Raw genomic sequence first — 13,991 nt, 5'->3', positions numbered from 1 at the left:
GACCGATCCAGGCGCATGACCGCCCCTGCCGCGCTATCCCCGCCCCAACCGCCGGACGCCTCCGCGACGCACGCGGCCCCCGTCGCCGACGCCGTCGCGACCGAGTTGGCCACGCTGCTCTACAAGCAATCCTATGGCGTCCTGTTCGCCAATTTCGCCGTCGCGCTGCCGGTGCTGTACGTCATGCGCGACGCCGCGCCCGCCGGGGTGCTGGCGGCTTGGCTCGGCGCCGTGTATCTGCTGACGCTGGCGCGCGTGGTCGTCTGCCGCCGGTTCGTGCGGCGCGCGGCCGGGCCCGTGCGGCCCTGGGTGCGCGGCTTCTGCCTGCTGTCGTGGACCTCGGGCCTGCTGTGGGGACTGGCGGGGCTGCTGGCGGTGATGTCGGGACAGGACCTGCTGCTGGCCTTCGGCTGCGTGATGCTGGCCGGCATGTGCAGTGGCGCGGTGCCGTCGCTGTCGGCCTGTCCGCCCGCCTATGTTGGGTCGGCGCTGGGCATGGTGGCGCCGTTCATCGCCGCCTGCCTGGTCTCGGCTGACGGGCTGCACCTGGTGTACGCGGCCTTCGGCGTCTGCCTGCTGGCGGTGAACCTGTATTTCAGCGCGGTCACTTATCGCAGCCTCAGGACCACCGTGGCGCTGCGCTTCGAGAACAGCGCCTTGATCCGCAGCCTGGAACACGAACGCGACCGCGTGGCCGCGGCCGACCGCGCCAAGACGCGCTTCCTGGCCGCCGCCGGGCACGACCTGCGCCAGCCGGTGCACGCGCTCGGCATGTTCACCGACATCCTGGCCAGCCGTGCGGAGCAGGGTAGCGTCACGCCGCAGGATGCGTTGCATGTGGCGCGGCGCCAGCAGGGCGTGCTGGACGGGCTGAACCGCCTGCTGGACGGCCTGCTGGATGTGTCGCGCCTGGATGCGCACCTGGTTCGCACCGAGCGCCGCGTCGTCGCGCTCGACGCCCTGTTCGACGACGTCCGGCTGGACTATGAGCCGCAGGCGCGGGCCCGGGGCCTGCGCCTGGTGGTGGCGCCGACCTCGCTGACGCTGGAGACCGATCCGGCATTGCTGCGCCGCATCCTCGACAATCTGCTGGGCAACGCCTTGTCGTACACGCCTGCGGGCTGGGTGCTGTTGTCGGCGCGCAGGCGGCGGGGCGGGGTGTTGCTCCAGGTCTGGGATACCGGCATGGGCATCGCGCCTGAACTGCGGGAAGCCGTTTTCACTGAGTTCACGCGCGGCGCCGGCGCGCCGGCGGCGTCTCGGGGGGACGAGGGGCTGGGCCTGGGGCTGGCCATTGTGCGCCGCTTGGCGGACCTGCTGCATGGCGACATCTCGCTGCGCTCGGTGACCGGCAAGGGGTCGGTGTTTTCGCTGTGGCTGCCGCTTGGCATTCCCGGCGCGCATGCAGCCGGCGAAAAATAATCAGTTGAAGCGCGGCCCCGGCGCCCCTGTAATAGCGTCATCCATCCATCCGCACGGGATCGACGTCCCACGCCCGAGGTTCGCCATGTCCGTCGCCGCATCGTCCGTCGCCTCCCCGCCTGCTCGCGCCGCCGCGCCCCGCAACCTCTGGCTCATGGTGCTGGCGGGCGGCATCATCATGGGCCTGGCGCTGGGCGTGCGCCACGTGCAGGGCCTGTTCCTGCTGCCGGTCACCATGGACAGGGGCTGGTCACGCGAAACCTTCGCCATGGCGCTGGCGGTGCAGAACCTGACCTGGGGCGTGGTGCAGCCGTTCACCGGCATGATCGCCGACCGTTTCGGTTCGGCCAAGGTGATCCTGGGTGGACTCGTGTTCTACGCGGTGGGGCTGGCCGGCATGGCGCACGCCGCTACGCCCGCCGCCTTCATGTGGACCGCCGGCATCTGCATCGGCGTCGCGCTTTCCGGCACGGCGTTCGCCGTCATCTATGGCGCGCTCAGCCGCCTGGTGCCGCCCGAGCGGCGCGGCTGGGCCCTGGGCGTGGCCGGCGCGGTCGGCGGGCTGGGGCAGTTCACCATGGTGCCGGCGGCGCAGTGGCTGATCGGCGGCACGGGCTGGGTCGGCGCGCTGATGATCTTCGCGGCGGTGCTGGCGGTGGTGATGCCGCTGGCCTGGCCATTGAAAGAGACGTCGCGGCGGGTTGCTGGCGCCGCGGCGGCGCCGGAGCAGCCATTGGGCGCGGCGATCCGCGAGGCCTTCACGCAGCCCGGCTTCTGGCTGCTGAACCTGGGCTTCCTGGCCTGCGGCTTCCAGCTCGCCTTCATCGGCACGCACCTGCCGGCCTACCTGATGGACAAGGGCCTGCGGGCGGCGGACGCGGTCGCGGCGCTGGCCATCATCGCACTCGCCAATGTCGCCGGCACCTATGTCTGCGGCATCCTGGGCGCGCACCATCGCCGCAAGTATCTGCTGGCCGGCATCTACCTGTTGCGCACCGCCGCGATGGCGCTGTTCTTCCTTCTGCCGCTGTCGCCCGCGTCGGTGTACGTGTTCGCCGCGGTCATGGGCTTCGTCTGGCTGGGCACGGTGCCGCTGACCAACGGCCTGATCTCGCAGGTGTTCGGCGTGCGCTACATCACCACGCTGTTCGGCTTCGTCTTCTTCGGCCACCAGGTGGGTTCGTTCCTCGGCGTCTGGCTGGGCGGGGTGGTGTACGAGGCGACGCATTCGTACGACCTGATCTGGATCGGCGCAATGGCGCTGGGCGTGCTGTCGGCGGTGCTGCACTGGCCGATCGACGACCGCGAGCTACCGCGCATCCGCGCCGCCGTTGCGGCGGGCTGATCCGCGCCGGGACGCCGCCCGGGGGCGCTACGCGGCCGCGCGGGCTTCAGACCGGCCGGTGCTGCGTGCCCGCGCCCATGGTGATGTGCAGGATGCGACAGGACTCCACCACCTTGAGCGTATGCCAGGCGCCGCGCGGCACCACATAGGCATCGCCTGCCCGCAGCCGGACGACCTGCGCGCCGGCGGGGCCCTCCAGGTGCAGATCGGCCGCGCCGGCCATCAGGCGCACGATCTCGTCGGCTTGCGGATGCATCTCCCATTGCGGCCAGTCGCGGGCGCAGGCGTATTCGGACACCAGCCAGCCGCGGCCGTAGCGCGCCAGGTCCTCCTTCGGTTGCGACCAGAAGGCGTCGCCGCCCGCCAGCGCGGTGGCATGGCCGGCGGCGTCCAGGAAGACGTACTGCGACGACAGGTCGGTGGGCATGGCGGTCTCCAGAGTGAGGGCAATAGGCGTTATAACAGCGCCGAAGGTCGCCTCCACGGAAGGCGCGGCGGATGTGGCCCATATGCGCCAGCCCACCACCGATCGCGGCACTATCGACCCGCGCATCCTGATCCGGCAGCCCGACGAGCGCCCGCGCTACCCGATGCCGCGCAGCGCGGTCTGGTGCGCCGACCGGCCAGGCCATGCACGACAAGGGCGGCGACGCGGCTGGAATACTCGAAAAACTGCGATAATCCGGGTCTTTCCAGGGGGCGCCGGCTCGCATCCGGCGTAGGTGTCGGCATGAGCAAGGGATTCGACGGCGTCCGGCCGGCATCCGAATCGTCCATCGAGATCGGTTTCTTCTACCAGGGCCGCCATTGCGTGGAGCGCATCCGCGTCAAGCCGACCGCTGCCAACCTCAAGCGCGCCGCCGAACGGCGCACCGCCATCCTGGCGGCGATCGCGCGCGGCGATTTCGACTACGCCGCCGAATTTCCCAAGCGCACCACCACTGCCCCTTCCGCCAAGGACGAGCCATGACCCGCGTTGCCGCATTGCCCATATACGATCTGACCGCCGAAGCCTTCGCATCCTATGGCTGGATGCTTGGCAAGCCGATCCCGCAGGGCAATGGCGTGCCGCTGTTCAGCAACGACGCCACCGACTTCTGGCAGGAGCACGTCTTCAATACCGGGGCCGGTGGCGACGCGGAGGTGCTGTGGGTGAACTACCGCAGCGCTTCGCCCGATGTCGCCAGCCTGGAAAAGCACCTGCTGACGCAGCAGGCGATCGTGCCGTTGACCGGCGCCATCGTCCAGGTGGTGGCCCGCAGCGCGGCCGACGGCAGCCCCGACCTGGACACGCTGGCGGCATTCCGCGTCGATCCCGGGCAGGGCGTCTGCATGCGTCCCGGCTGTTGGCACGCCACGCGCGTGGCCGACGCGGAAGTCACCTGCCTGATGCTGACCCGCCGCTCGACCACGCTCGACCTGATCCAGCACCTGACCACCGACGCCTCCGCCACCGAAAGCGCGATCACGCCGATTCCGCCGCGGCAGTTGGAAGCCCTGCGTTTGCCGGACTGATTCACCGAATTCGCGTTGCGCGCCAAGCAACCTGCGCCTGCGCGGGGTGCGCAAAGTCGTGCCGTCATCGGCGCGCGCTATCCCGAGCGTGGCGAAATGTGCCAGAATTTGCGCGACTGTTTTTTCGGTCGCGACGCTGCCGCCATCCGGGCGTTGCCAACCACTTCCCGTGTTGGAGCATGGAATGCGCATACGCCCCGCAGGCGTTGGATCGAGCCGCTCTGTTCGCGGCCTGTTTGTCATGATGTTGTGCACCGCCGCGGCCGGCTGCAGTTTCACCTCGCCCGACGCGGCGACGGGGGCGCAGTACGTTGGCATCGACGGGGTGTCGGCGCCCGAGGCGCGCCGCATCGCCAAGGAAGCCTATGTCTACGGCTATCCCATGGTGGCCAGCTATCAGGCCATGCATGCCGCCAGCATCGATCGGGGCAATCCCCACTACCGGGGGCCGTTCAACACACTTGTGCGCGCCGAGCCGTCGCCGGATGACACGCCGCAGTTTTCGGCCGTGCTGGATCTGCGCGCCGAGCCCGTCGTCATCAGCGTGCCGCCGATGGAAGCCAGGCGCTACCACGCGTTGCGGTTGACCGACCTGTATGGCTTCAACTTCGCCTACATCGGCAGCCGCGCGACGGGCAATGGCGGCGGCAGGTATCTGGTGGCGGGGCCACGCTGGAGCGGCGCCGCGCCCAAGGGGATGGCCGCGGTGCTCCGCGCCGAGACCGAGCTGGTGAGCCTTTCGGGGCGCATCCAGCGTTTTTCGTCCGCGGACCAGGCCAGCGTCAGGCGCATCGAGGCCGGCTACCGCATCCAGCCGCTCTCGGCCTATCTGAAGAAGGCGCCGCCCACGGCGGCCGCGGTCGACTGGCTGGCGCCTGAAGCGCCAGCGCAGATGCGTACCTCGCTCGAGTTCTACAACGAGCTGGGATTCCTGCTGCAGTTCGCGCCGGTGGCGCACAGCGAGAAGTCGCTGCGCAAGCGGCTCGACAGCATGCGCATCCGGCCGGGCGCGCCGGCGGTCACGGACGGCAGCAATCCGCGCCTGCGCCAGGTCATGCAGGAAGGCATGCACGATGGCCAGAACGAGATCGACAAGCGCCGCCTGGCGCTGGACGGCAAGGCTGATACGCTGTTCGGCGACCGCCGCACGCTGGGCAACGACTATCTGGCGCGCGCCACCGGCGCGCAGGTCGGCCTGGGCACGGACAGCCGCGAAGAATCGATCACGGCGGTGCTGGCCACCGACGCCACGGGCCAGCCGCTGGATGGCGCCCAGCCGTATGTGCTGCGGTTCGCGCCGCGCGCCTTGCCGCCGGTCAACGCGTTCTGGTCGGTGACGCTGCAGCGCACGGCCGGGGCCGCGCAGGCGCCTCACACCGCCCGGCGCACGCGGGTCGATTCGGCGATGCTGCCCGCGCTCAAGCGCGATCGCGACGGCGGGCTGACGCTGCACATCCAGCCTCAGTCGCCCGGCAAGGGCAGCGAGGCCAACTGGCTGTCTGCGCCGGCGGGGCCTTTCACGATCACGCTGCGTTACTACTGGCCCAAACCGGCCTTGCTGGACGGAAGCTGGCAATCGCCGCAACCGCGGCGCGCCGGACTGTAGCGCACACGCCCGGGCGGTGGCGTGCGAGGCCGCTTCCATCTTGCCGCCGCGCGCCGCCCGCCCGCTTGACGCCGCCGGGCGGCGTCAGAGATCCTCGCTGCGCCACACCTTCAACACGCGTCCGAAAATCTGCAGGTCCATGTCTTCGGTGATGTCCCAGGCGTCGTACTTGGTGTTCTCGGACTTGGCGCGGATCAGCAGGCCGTTGGCGCTGGGAATGCGCTGCAGGCGCTTGATGAAGCCCTCGTTGCCGACGCGAAAGAAGAACACGCCGTCGACGTCCGCCTTGACCACGCCCAGGTCCACCAGCAGCGGATCGCCCGGGTTGTACATGGGCCGCATGCTGTCGCCGAAACCCGTCACCACGCACAGGTTGGCGGCCGCGGTGTAGTGGCGCAGGTTCTTGTGCAGCCATTCCTGGCTGACGCGCAGGCTCTGGATCACGCCGGGCTGGTCGCGCAGCTCCACGCCCGCGCCCATGGCGCCGCCGGTATCGAAGCGCGGGATGCGCAGATCGTCGCCCGCGCCGACATCCACGGGCGGCGCATCGCCGCCGCCGGCATCGGCCAGCACGATGTCTGGCGGATACTGCGCCGACTCGTCCAGCAGTTGCTCGAGTGACAGCCCCAAGCCCGCCGCCAGGCGGGCCGCGTACTTCGAGCGTTCGCTGTCGCGCCCCTCGAGCGCGGCGATGGTGCCCACGCCCACGCCGGTGCGCGCTTCCAGTTGTTCCAGGGTGAGACCGAGAGCGGCGCGATAGCGCCTGATTTGTTTTCCGAGAGCCATGGTGTCGACGCTAAACAGTTGTGGAAAATTGTGCAACAACAAGTGTTGAAATCGAGATTATACACTTGTAGAATTCCAGTCATGGATCACCCAAAATGTGTGCTGTTATCAGACGGAAGCGTGGGTAGCGTATCGCTACCGAAGGGCTTCTCTTCCTCATCCATACGGACCCCCGCAGCGGCGGTCCGCAACCCCGGCGCCCGGGTGGCGCCAACCCGGCAGGGTCCGCCAGCGACGGACGCCGGCATCGAACTCAACGGCAAGGAGCGGCGAATGAATCAGGCAGGAAACATGGCATTGCAGGCCCCGCAGGGCTGGGTCGCGGCGGCATCGCAGGCGGGCGCCGCCATCGCGCGCTCCTTTGCGCCGCGGCCGGCGGAGCGGGCCGGCCGGTCGCAAGCGGCGCAGGGCCAGAATCTGAAGGGGCAGAACATGACGCGGGAAGAATCGGATCAGGTCGAAGCGCTGATCATGGAGTGGTACCAATGGAGCCGCGGCTACCGGCCCAAGCTGGGCGTGGGCCGGGTATCGGCATTCGCGCGCGGCATGACGGCCGACGAGGCCTATGACGACGAGGACGTCGACGCCCGCCTGGCCGCCGCGCGCGGCGAGCAGACGGAGTTGTGTATCGACGAGCTGCCGTGGCAGCAGCGCTCGGCCATCGGCGTACACGCCGGCAACCGCGCGGCCGGCGCCCGCGTCTTCAGCAATCCGCGCCTGACGCCCGAGCAGCAGCACGCCGCCTATCAGGAAGCCAAGGTCGCGCTGCTGCCGGCGTTGCGCCGGCGCGGGCTAGTGACGGCGCCGCAGGTGCGACACGCCGATCGCGCAAAGGCTTGCGGTGCGCGGACCACGTCCGCATAATTGAGTCGTCGGGCCAAGTTGCGCCCGAAGAAAATCTGAACGTATCGACCAAGCCCCTCGGCAATCGCCGCGGGGCTTTTTCATGGCCGCTCCGGATTCCCGGAAACGCCACTATTGCCCGCCTCTGGCGGGCTTTTTTTTTGGAGTCTGCAATGGCAGGTACTACCGTTTCGCAATTCGTTCAAACGCAGGGCACCCAACTGGAAGTGTCGACCACGGCCACCGAAGACCTGGGCGCCGCCGGCCTGACCTACGCCGATCTGGCCATCACCATCAAGGACCCGAACTTCCAGGGCGGCCAGACCACCGAGATCGACGTCACTGTGCTCAAGTCCACCGCCAAGGAGTACGCCCTGGGCCTGGACGACAGCGGCACCTTCAGCATGGCCGGCAACTGGAAGGCCGGCGACCCCGCCCAGAAGGCGCTGGTGGCCGCGCGCAGCGACAAGAAGACCCGCGCCTTCCGCGTGACCTTCGCCGACGGCGCCAAGTTCGAGTTCCTCGGCCTGGTGACGCAATACCAGTGGCAAGGCCAGTTGGACAACGTCGTGTCCGCCACGTTCAACGTGCGTGTCACCGGCGCCGTCAAGCTGACCGACGCGCCCGCCAACGGGGGCTGAACGCCATGACGGACACGTCGATCAAATCCTCCGCGCGCGCGGCTGGCCTGCGCGGCCTGGCGGTCGATCCGCTGGCCGGCTTCGCCCACGAAACCCTGACCGTGCCGCAATGGCAGGACGCCCGCGTCATCGTGCGCGCGCCCAGCGCCGGCGATCACCTGTTCCATATCCGCGCGATCTGGGCGGCCGCGGGCGTGGTGCCGGGCGAGGACAACGAGGTGGTGCGCGCCAAGCTGGACGCGCCGGGCGTGGACTACACCCGCGCCTCGGCCAGCCTGCTGGTGCGCACGCTGTTCGAGCAGACCGAGCAGGGGCCGCGCCGCGTCTTCGACGACGAAGACGTTGACGTCGTGGCCGCGGCCTACGGGCTGGCGCACGCCACGCTGGTGGCCAAGGCGATCGAGCTGGGCAACCTCGGGGAGGGGGCGCAGGAGCGCGCAAAAAAGCCCTCCAGGAAACGCCAGACCTCCGTTTCCTGATGGTCCTGGCGCTTCGACTGGGACGCACGCTGGGCGAGTTGATGGACACCATCGACACCCATGAAGTGTCGCTGTGGCGCGAGTGGGACCGCACGTCTCCGTTGGGCGACGACCGGGCCGACGTGCTCACGGCCAGCCTGGCCGCCACGGTGGCGCGCGCGGCGGGGGGCAAGGTGCGCGCCGCCGACATGCTGGTGCGCTGGGGCGCGCAAGACGAGGAACCTCCCGCCGAAGCGGGGGCGGACGCGTTGAAGGCGTTCCTGATGTCGAAGGTCAAGAAGGGGTCTTGACGACGTGTCCGGCCCGCGCGAGCGGGCCGGAGGCGGATCTATGTGAGGTATAGGACCATGGCAAACAACAATAACGCCGCGAATATCGAGGCGGAAAACAGGGCGCTCAGACAGAACACCCTCGAGCTCAATCGCAATGCGGCGGCCCGGCGGGCATGGGAGAGCGCCGTTGCGCGGGCCGCGACCGTGTGCCAGAAAAGCAACGACACCACCGACAAGGGCACCGACGGCAAGAAAAAGTCGACGGACGCGCTGAACAAGCATGCCCAGGCGATCCGGTCCGAGGCGGTCGAGCAGGCGCTGGCGGAAATGAAGAAGGCCGGCGCGATGCTGGGCCGTTCATCCGAAACCGCGAAGATGGAGTACGAAACCGAGGCCGGCCGATTCGCGGGTGAGAGTCCCAGCGACAAGTACAGCCTGACGACCGCCGCGTGGGATCTCGACAGGCTGCGCGACCAGACGAAGATGCGCGCCTATATCGAGAATCTCGCGGATCCCGATGCGGAATCCAGACGCGAGAGGACTCAGAAGCAATGGGCGCTCGACGACGCGCTGCGAGATGGCACGCTCAGCCAGGACAAGTACGACAAGGAACGGCGCAATCTCGGGCTCGTCGAGAAAGACGGCGACTTCATGGCGAAGGTGAACGACAAGCTGCTCGAATCGGCGCGCAACGGTGCGGGCAAGATCCAGGACATCCTGGGCACCAAGATGTACGACTTCGTCTCCGAGAAATTCGACAAGATGGGGCTGTCGTTCCTGGACAACGTGGCGAAGATGGTGACATCGGCCGCCTCCGCCCAGCTCATGGAGACGTTGCTGGGCAAGGAATTCATGTCGGGTTCGGGCGGCCTGGGGGGCTGGATTGGCCAGGCGGGCGGCTTCATTGCCGGGTTGTTCGGTTCGGGTGGCGCAAGTAGCGCCAGCGCCATCGTGCCATCGGTGGCCCAGGCGTTTCCCGTTTCCCTGAACGCCAAGGGCAACGCCTTCACAAACGGGATGGTCTCCAGCCCCGTCGCCTTCCCCATGGGCGTCATGGGCGAAGCCGGCCCCGAGGCCATCATGCCGCTGCATCGCGGCGCCGACGGCTCGCTCGGCATCCGCGCCGCCTTCCCGAATGTGGGCGGTGACACGGGCCAGACCGCCGGCGGGGTATCCGTCAATGTCTACGTGCAGGACGGCAACGTCAGTTCCTCGAGCGAATCGGGCGAGGGCGGGTGGCAGCAGTTCGGCCAGCAGATCGGCGAATACGTCACCCAGCTTGTGGACCGCCGCATGACGCAATCGTATCGCCAGGGCGGCCTGGCCTGGCAAGCCAACAACAACCGTTTAGCGGGGGCATGATCATGGCAATCGAAACCTTCACCTGGTCGCCGCGCGTCAATCCGCAAGGGCGGACCAAGTTTCGCGTGCTGAGCGCGCAGTTCGGCGATGGCTACCGCCAGACCGCGGCCGACGGCATCAACAACAAAGTGGCCTCGTGGCCGCTGCAGTTCTCCGGCTCGGGAGCGCAGGTCGGGCCGATCGTGGCATTCCTGGACCGGCACCAGGGGTATCGGGCCTTCCAGTGGCAACCGCCGCTGGGCGAGCCGGGCTACTACGCCGCGACGGATTACGACCTGACCGCGATGGGCGGCGAGATGTACTCGCTGGCCGTGACCTTCCAACAAGTCTTCAGGCCCTGACACCATGGCAACCCTACAAGCGATCAATGTCGGCAAGACCGACAACGACCAGGCGGGCGATCCGCTGCGCGTGGCCATGCAGAAGGTGAACGCGAACTTCGCCGACGTGCAGTCCGGACTGGCTGGCCTGTGGAATGCGTCGACGCTTGGCGCGACAGTGGACCTGAACACGCTGACCAACCCCGGACGCTATCATCAGGGTGCCAACGCCAACGCGTTGACGGGCAGCAACTATCCGATCGCGAACGCCGGCCTGCTGGAAGTGGCGGCTTCCGCGGACGGCCTGTTCGTATACCAGGAATACACCCAGTACCGGTCGGGCGCCTATTCGCGTCGTTTCTGGCGTTCGTTCTATGGTGGCATCTGGGCCGCCTGGCAGGAGTTGCCGGCGCTGTCGCAGAAAGGGGCCGCCAATGGTCTGGCCACGCTGGATGCGAATGGCAAGGTGCCCGTGGCGCAGATCCCGAGCGCGTTTGCGGCCGTCCTGCCGACGACCGCGCACGATCTGAATGACTACGCCACGCCGGGTTCGTTCTATCAGTCCGCCATCGCCGGGGCCACGGCGGGCGCCAATTATCCGGTGGCCAACGTCGGCTTTCTTGAAGTCACGGCCACCGGCACGCCGGTGGCGCAGGTCTACACCACTCGCACCAATGTTGCGGCCGCCATGCAGCGCTTCTGGCGCGTGCGGGTGTCGGCGACCGCCTGGTCCGCCTGGAAGGAACTGACCGACGTCTCGACCGTGGTGTCCTATGCCGGATCGATGGCGGCCGCGCAGGATCTGAACAGCTATACGCAACGGGGCCTGTGGGCCGTCGCCTCGTCGGCGATCGCGGCCGGGGGCAGCAATTTTCCGGTCGGACAGTCGGGCTACCTGCTGGTCATGTCTGCCTCGCCCCAGGGCGGCGCCAGCGTTACCTCCGGGGTGTGCCAGGTGTATTACGCCGGCAATGGCAACAAGGTATATAACCGTTCGCTGATCACCGGAACCTGGTCGCCCTGGGTGGCCAGCGTCGATTCAGGGCAACTGGCAGCGCCGGGCGGCATTGCCACACTGGACGCTGCCGGCAAGGTGCCGCAGGCGCAGATCCCGGGCGTCAACGCGCGGCCGTTGGGCGCTGCGGATGACTTGGATACCTATGCTACGCCGGGCGACTACAGCCAGAACACCAATGCGGCCGCGGCGGCCGGGGCGAACTATCCCGCGCCGCTGGCCGGCCTGCTGTCGGTGAAATTCGGTACCGGCAGCAACAACGCGGTGTACCAGGAGTACACCACCTATACGCTGGCCAATCCGCGCAAGTTCATCCGCAACCGTTTCCAGAGCGCGGGCGTCGCCACCTGGGGGCCGTGGTTCGAACAGGCCCGCGCCGATCAGGCGATGACGCATGTCTACCTGACCGCCGCGACGGACGCCAACACGCTGGTCTCGGACAACACGTTCTACACCTGGGGAGCGGCGACGCCCATGTCGGCCGGATCGAACTGGCCGCCCAGCGCCGCCGTCAATGCCGGCTACATGAATGTCTATTGGTTGTCGGCGGGGATCGTTTGCCAGGAAGTGTCGGTGCTCTTCACCGGCCAGAAGCCGCGCCGCTATGTGCGCCACGGCAACACCACCAACGGCGGCTGGCAACCGTGGCGCGCCGTGGGTAGCTGGAGCAATGCGCTGCAGATGCCGACCGCGGATTGTGGCGACATCTACGTCGACGGCGCGGGCTGGCACCGCTGGAATGGAACGGCCTACGCGAAATACGATCCGAGCGTGGCGCAGGACCTGGTGTTTGATTCCGCCGCCTGGAAAGTCCGCGGCGCGATGGGCTTTGGTCCCAATGCGGGCGGGGTTTTCCAGAGCCTGTCGGGCACGGGCAACCTGAATGTCGCACCCGGCACCGCCGCCGCGGGCAGCCGCGTGAACGTGTGGCAGGACAGCGGCGCCAACGCCAGCGTGCTGTCCTTGCAATGCTTTCCGTCGGGCTCGTACATCACCAGCGGCAGAACCGGGACGGGCGCCTACCAGCCGCTGATATTCGAAGTCATCGGCTATGACTGCGGACGCATCAACACCGCCGCCACCTGGGTCCTGGGCGCGGAATACAGCCGCAATTACCTGGTGCGGCAGGCCATCAACTTCGAAGGCGGCGGCAGCCGCTTCGGCACGCTGTATAGCCCGCAGGCGGACAACACGTCGCCCATCGTGTTCACCAACGCCGCAGGCGGGCTGGTGGGCACCATCCAGACCTCGCCGTCGGCAACCTCGTACAACACCACGTCGGACTACCGCGTGAAGTACGACATCGAGGATATGGACGGCGCATGGGCCTTGCGGTCCGTGCTGCGCATGCGGCCACGCACGTTCCGGATGGTGATGGACGACAGCGCGCAGGATGGCTTCATCGCGCATGAACTGCAGGAAGTGGCGCCGCTGGCCGTGTCGGGCGAAAAGGACGCGGTCATGACCGATGTCCACGGCGCCGCGCCACGCATGAAGCTGCAAGGCGTCGACAGCTCCAAGCTGGTCGCGCGCATGGTCTGCGCCATGCAGGAAATGCACCGGCGTATCGAGGAACTGACCAGGCAGGTCGAGCGCCTGCGTGGCGGGGACGGCGAGTCCGGACAACCGCCACGGCAGGCTGAAGAGGAATAGCAATGGGTATTTATTCAGACGTTCAAAAGCTGGAAGTCGGCGCATTGGTCGAGCTGTTCGAGCTGGATGCGACGGCCATCGGCGGCCAGGTCCTGCGTTTCCATGGCTACACGCAAGTGGGACCCATCTGGTGGCAGGGGCAGCAGTACGATCCGTGGGCCATCCGCGCCGAAGGGTTCGAACTGGTGGGAGAGGGCCAGCAGCCCTCGCCGACGCTGTCCGTGGGCAACATTGGGCAGGACGACAAGGGTAAGCCGGTGGTGGGCGTGATCTCGGCGCTTTGCGTCCACCTGGACGACCTGGTGGGCGCGCGCGTGGTGGTGCGTCGCACGCTCGGGAAGTACCTGGATGCGGTCAATTTCCCGCAGGGCAATCCCACCGCCGACCCGCAGGAAGAGTTGCCGCAGGAAGTCTGGCTGGTGCAGCAAAAGACCGCCGAAACCGCCGAGGTGGTCGAATTCTCGCTGTCCAGCGCGCTGGATTTCAACGGCCAGAAGCTTCCCGACCGGCCGATCATCGCCGGCGTGTGCTCGTGGCTGCGCAAGGGCGGTTATCGCGGTCCCTACTGTGGTTACACCGGCAGCCGCATGTTCGACCTGGATGGCAAGCCGGTCAGCGATCCGACGCTGGACCGCTGTTCGGGCCTGATGTCCGACTGCAAGAAGCGCTTCGGCGAATACGAAGTCATTAACTTCGGCGGCTTTCCGTCCGCCGACCTGGTCAGGGGATAGC

At 67.9% G+C, this 13,991-nt stretch carries 15 protein-coding genes; 13 read left to right on the top strand and 2 right to left on the bottom strand.

The window, feature by feature from the left end; translation table 11 throughout:
* The first annotated feature begins 15 nt into the window (after positions 1 to 15).
* Positions 16 to 1,422, top strand: a complete 1,407-nt coding sequence (locus tag AAID08_RS26055; protein ID WP_116791658.1) for a sensor histidine kinase KdpD — start codon at positions 16 to 18, stop codon at positions 1,420 to 1,422.
* 154 nt (positions 1,423 to 1,576) lie between these two features.
* Positions 1,577 to 2,767, top strand: coding sequence for an MFS transporter (locus AAID08_RS26050; RefSeq protein WP_395757846.1), 1,191 nt, complete (start codon positions 1,577 to 1,579; stop codon positions 2,765 to 2,767).
* A gap of 46 nt (positions 2,768 to 2,813) precedes the next feature.
* Here AAID08_RS26050 and AAID08_RS26045 read toward each other — a convergent pair whose 3' ends face one another.
* Positions 2,814 to 3,194: a cupin domain-containing protein gene (locus AAID08_RS26045; RefSeq protein WP_116791656.1), complete on the bottom strand. Its 381-nt coding sequence runs from the start codon at positions 3,192 to 3,194 to the stop codon at positions 2,814 to 2,816.
* Positions 3,195 to 3,497: 303 nt separating this feature from the next.
* Here AAID08_RS26045 and AAID08_RS26040 point away from each other — a divergent pair, with 303 nt between their 5' ends.
* The 3 genes from AAID08_RS26040 to AAID08_RS26030 all read left to right on the top strand — a co-directional run bounded on the left by AAID08_RS26040 (position 3,498) and on the right by AAID08_RS26030 (position 5,888).
* The gene (locus tag AAID08_RS26040) at positions 3,498 to 3,737 is read left to right on the top strand and encodes an Arm DNA-binding domain-containing protein (protein ID WP_064525030.1); all 240 of its coding nucleotides are present in this window, start codon (positions 3,498 to 3,500) and stop codon (positions 3,735 to 3,737) included.
* A complete protein-coding gene (locus AAID08_RS26035; RefSeq protein ID WP_054500532.1) occupies positions 3,734 to 4,282 on the top strand; it encodes an ureidoglycolate lyase in 549 nt (182 codons plus the stop codon). Before AAID08_RS26040 ends, AAID08_RS26035 begins: the two co-directional genes overlap by 4 nt.
* A 241-nt stretch (positions 4,283 to 4,523) precedes the next feature.
* The gene (locus AAID08_RS26030) at positions 4,524 to 5,888 is read left to right on the top strand and encodes a DUF1254 domain-containing protein (protein WP_336235216.1); all 1,365 of its coding nucleotides are present in this window, start codon (positions 4,524 to 4,526) and stop codon (positions 5,886 to 5,888) included.
* An 84-nt stretch (positions 5,889 to 5,972) separates the two neighbouring features.
* On the opposite strand, the gene AAID08_RS26025 is transcribed toward AAID08_RS26030, so the two are convergent.
* On the bottom strand, positions 5,973 to 6,674 hold the full coding sequence (locus tag AAID08_RS26025; RefSeq protein WP_064525095.1) for a S24 family peptidase: 702 nt from the start codon (positions 6,672 to 6,674) through the stop codon (positions 5,973 to 5,975).
* A gap of 273 nt (positions 6,675 to 6,947) precedes the next feature.
* Between AAID08_RS26025 and AAID08_RS26020 the strand changes: the two genes are divergently transcribed.
* From AAID08_RS26020 to AAID08_RS25985, 8 genes are all read left to right on the top strand, one after another.
* Complete coding sequence (locus AAID08_RS26020; RefSeq protein WP_231132937.1) at positions 6,948 to 7,538, top strand: hypothetical protein; 591 nt, start codon at positions 6,948 to 6,950, stop codon at positions 7,536 to 7,538.
* Positions 7,539 to 7,690: 152 nt separating this feature from the next.
* Entirely contained in the window at positions 7,691 to 8,158 is a 468-nt protein-coding gene (locus AAID08_RS26015; RefSeq protein ID WP_049076510.1) for a phage tail tube protein, read from the top strand.
* A gap of 5 nt (positions 8,159 to 8,163) precedes the next feature.
* Positions 8,164 to 8,637, top strand: a complete 474-nt coding sequence (locus AAID08_RS26010) for a phage tail assembly chaperone (RefSeq protein WP_054500535.1) — start codon at positions 8,164 to 8,166, stop codon at positions 8,635 to 8,637.
* Complete coding sequence (locus tag AAID08_RS26005; protein WP_064525023.1) at positions 8,637 to 8,927, top strand: DUF4035 domain-containing protein; 291 nt, start codon at positions 8,637 to 8,639, stop codon at positions 8,925 to 8,927. The genes AAID08_RS26010 and AAID08_RS26005 overlap by 1 nt, the downstream gene beginning before the upstream one ends.
* A 57-nt stretch (positions 8,928 to 8,984) precedes the next feature.
* Positions 8,985 to 10,271 (top strand): phage tail tape measure protein, encoded by a 1,287-nt coding sequence (locus tag AAID08_RS26000; protein ID WP_064525019.1) that lies wholly within the window; start codon positions 8,985 to 8,987, stop codon positions 10,269 to 10,271.
* Between the two features lie 2 nt (positions 10,272 to 10,273).
* Positions 10,274 to 10,612, top strand: coding sequence for a phage tail protein (locus AAID08_RS25995; RefSeq protein WP_064525089.1), 339 nt, complete (start codon positions 10,274 to 10,276; stop codon positions 10,610 to 10,612).
* Positions 10,613 to 10,616: 4 nt separating this feature from the next.
* Entirely contained in the window at positions 10,617 to 13,259 is a 2,643-nt protein-coding gene (locus AAID08_RS25990) for a pyocin knob domain-containing S74 family peptidase (RefSeq protein ID WP_395757107.1), read from the top strand.
* 2 nt (positions 13,260 to 13,261) lie between these two features.
* A complete protein-coding gene (locus AAID08_RS25985; protein WP_054500539.1) occupies positions 13,262 to 13,990 on the top strand; it encodes a phage minor tail protein L in 729 nt (242 codons plus the stop codon).
* Position 13,991: the final 1 nt, after the last annotated feature.

Origin of the sequence: Achromobacter sp. EB05, from assembly GCF_044232075.1 — a bacterium.
In the GTDB taxonomy this organism is placed as follows: Bacteria; Pseudomonadota; Gammaproteobacteria; order Burkholderiales; family Burkholderiaceae_B; genus Achromobacter; species Achromobacter dolens.
The sequence above is the reverse complement of the archived record's forward strand: the minus strand, read 5'-3'. Positions and strand labels throughout refer to the sequence as shown.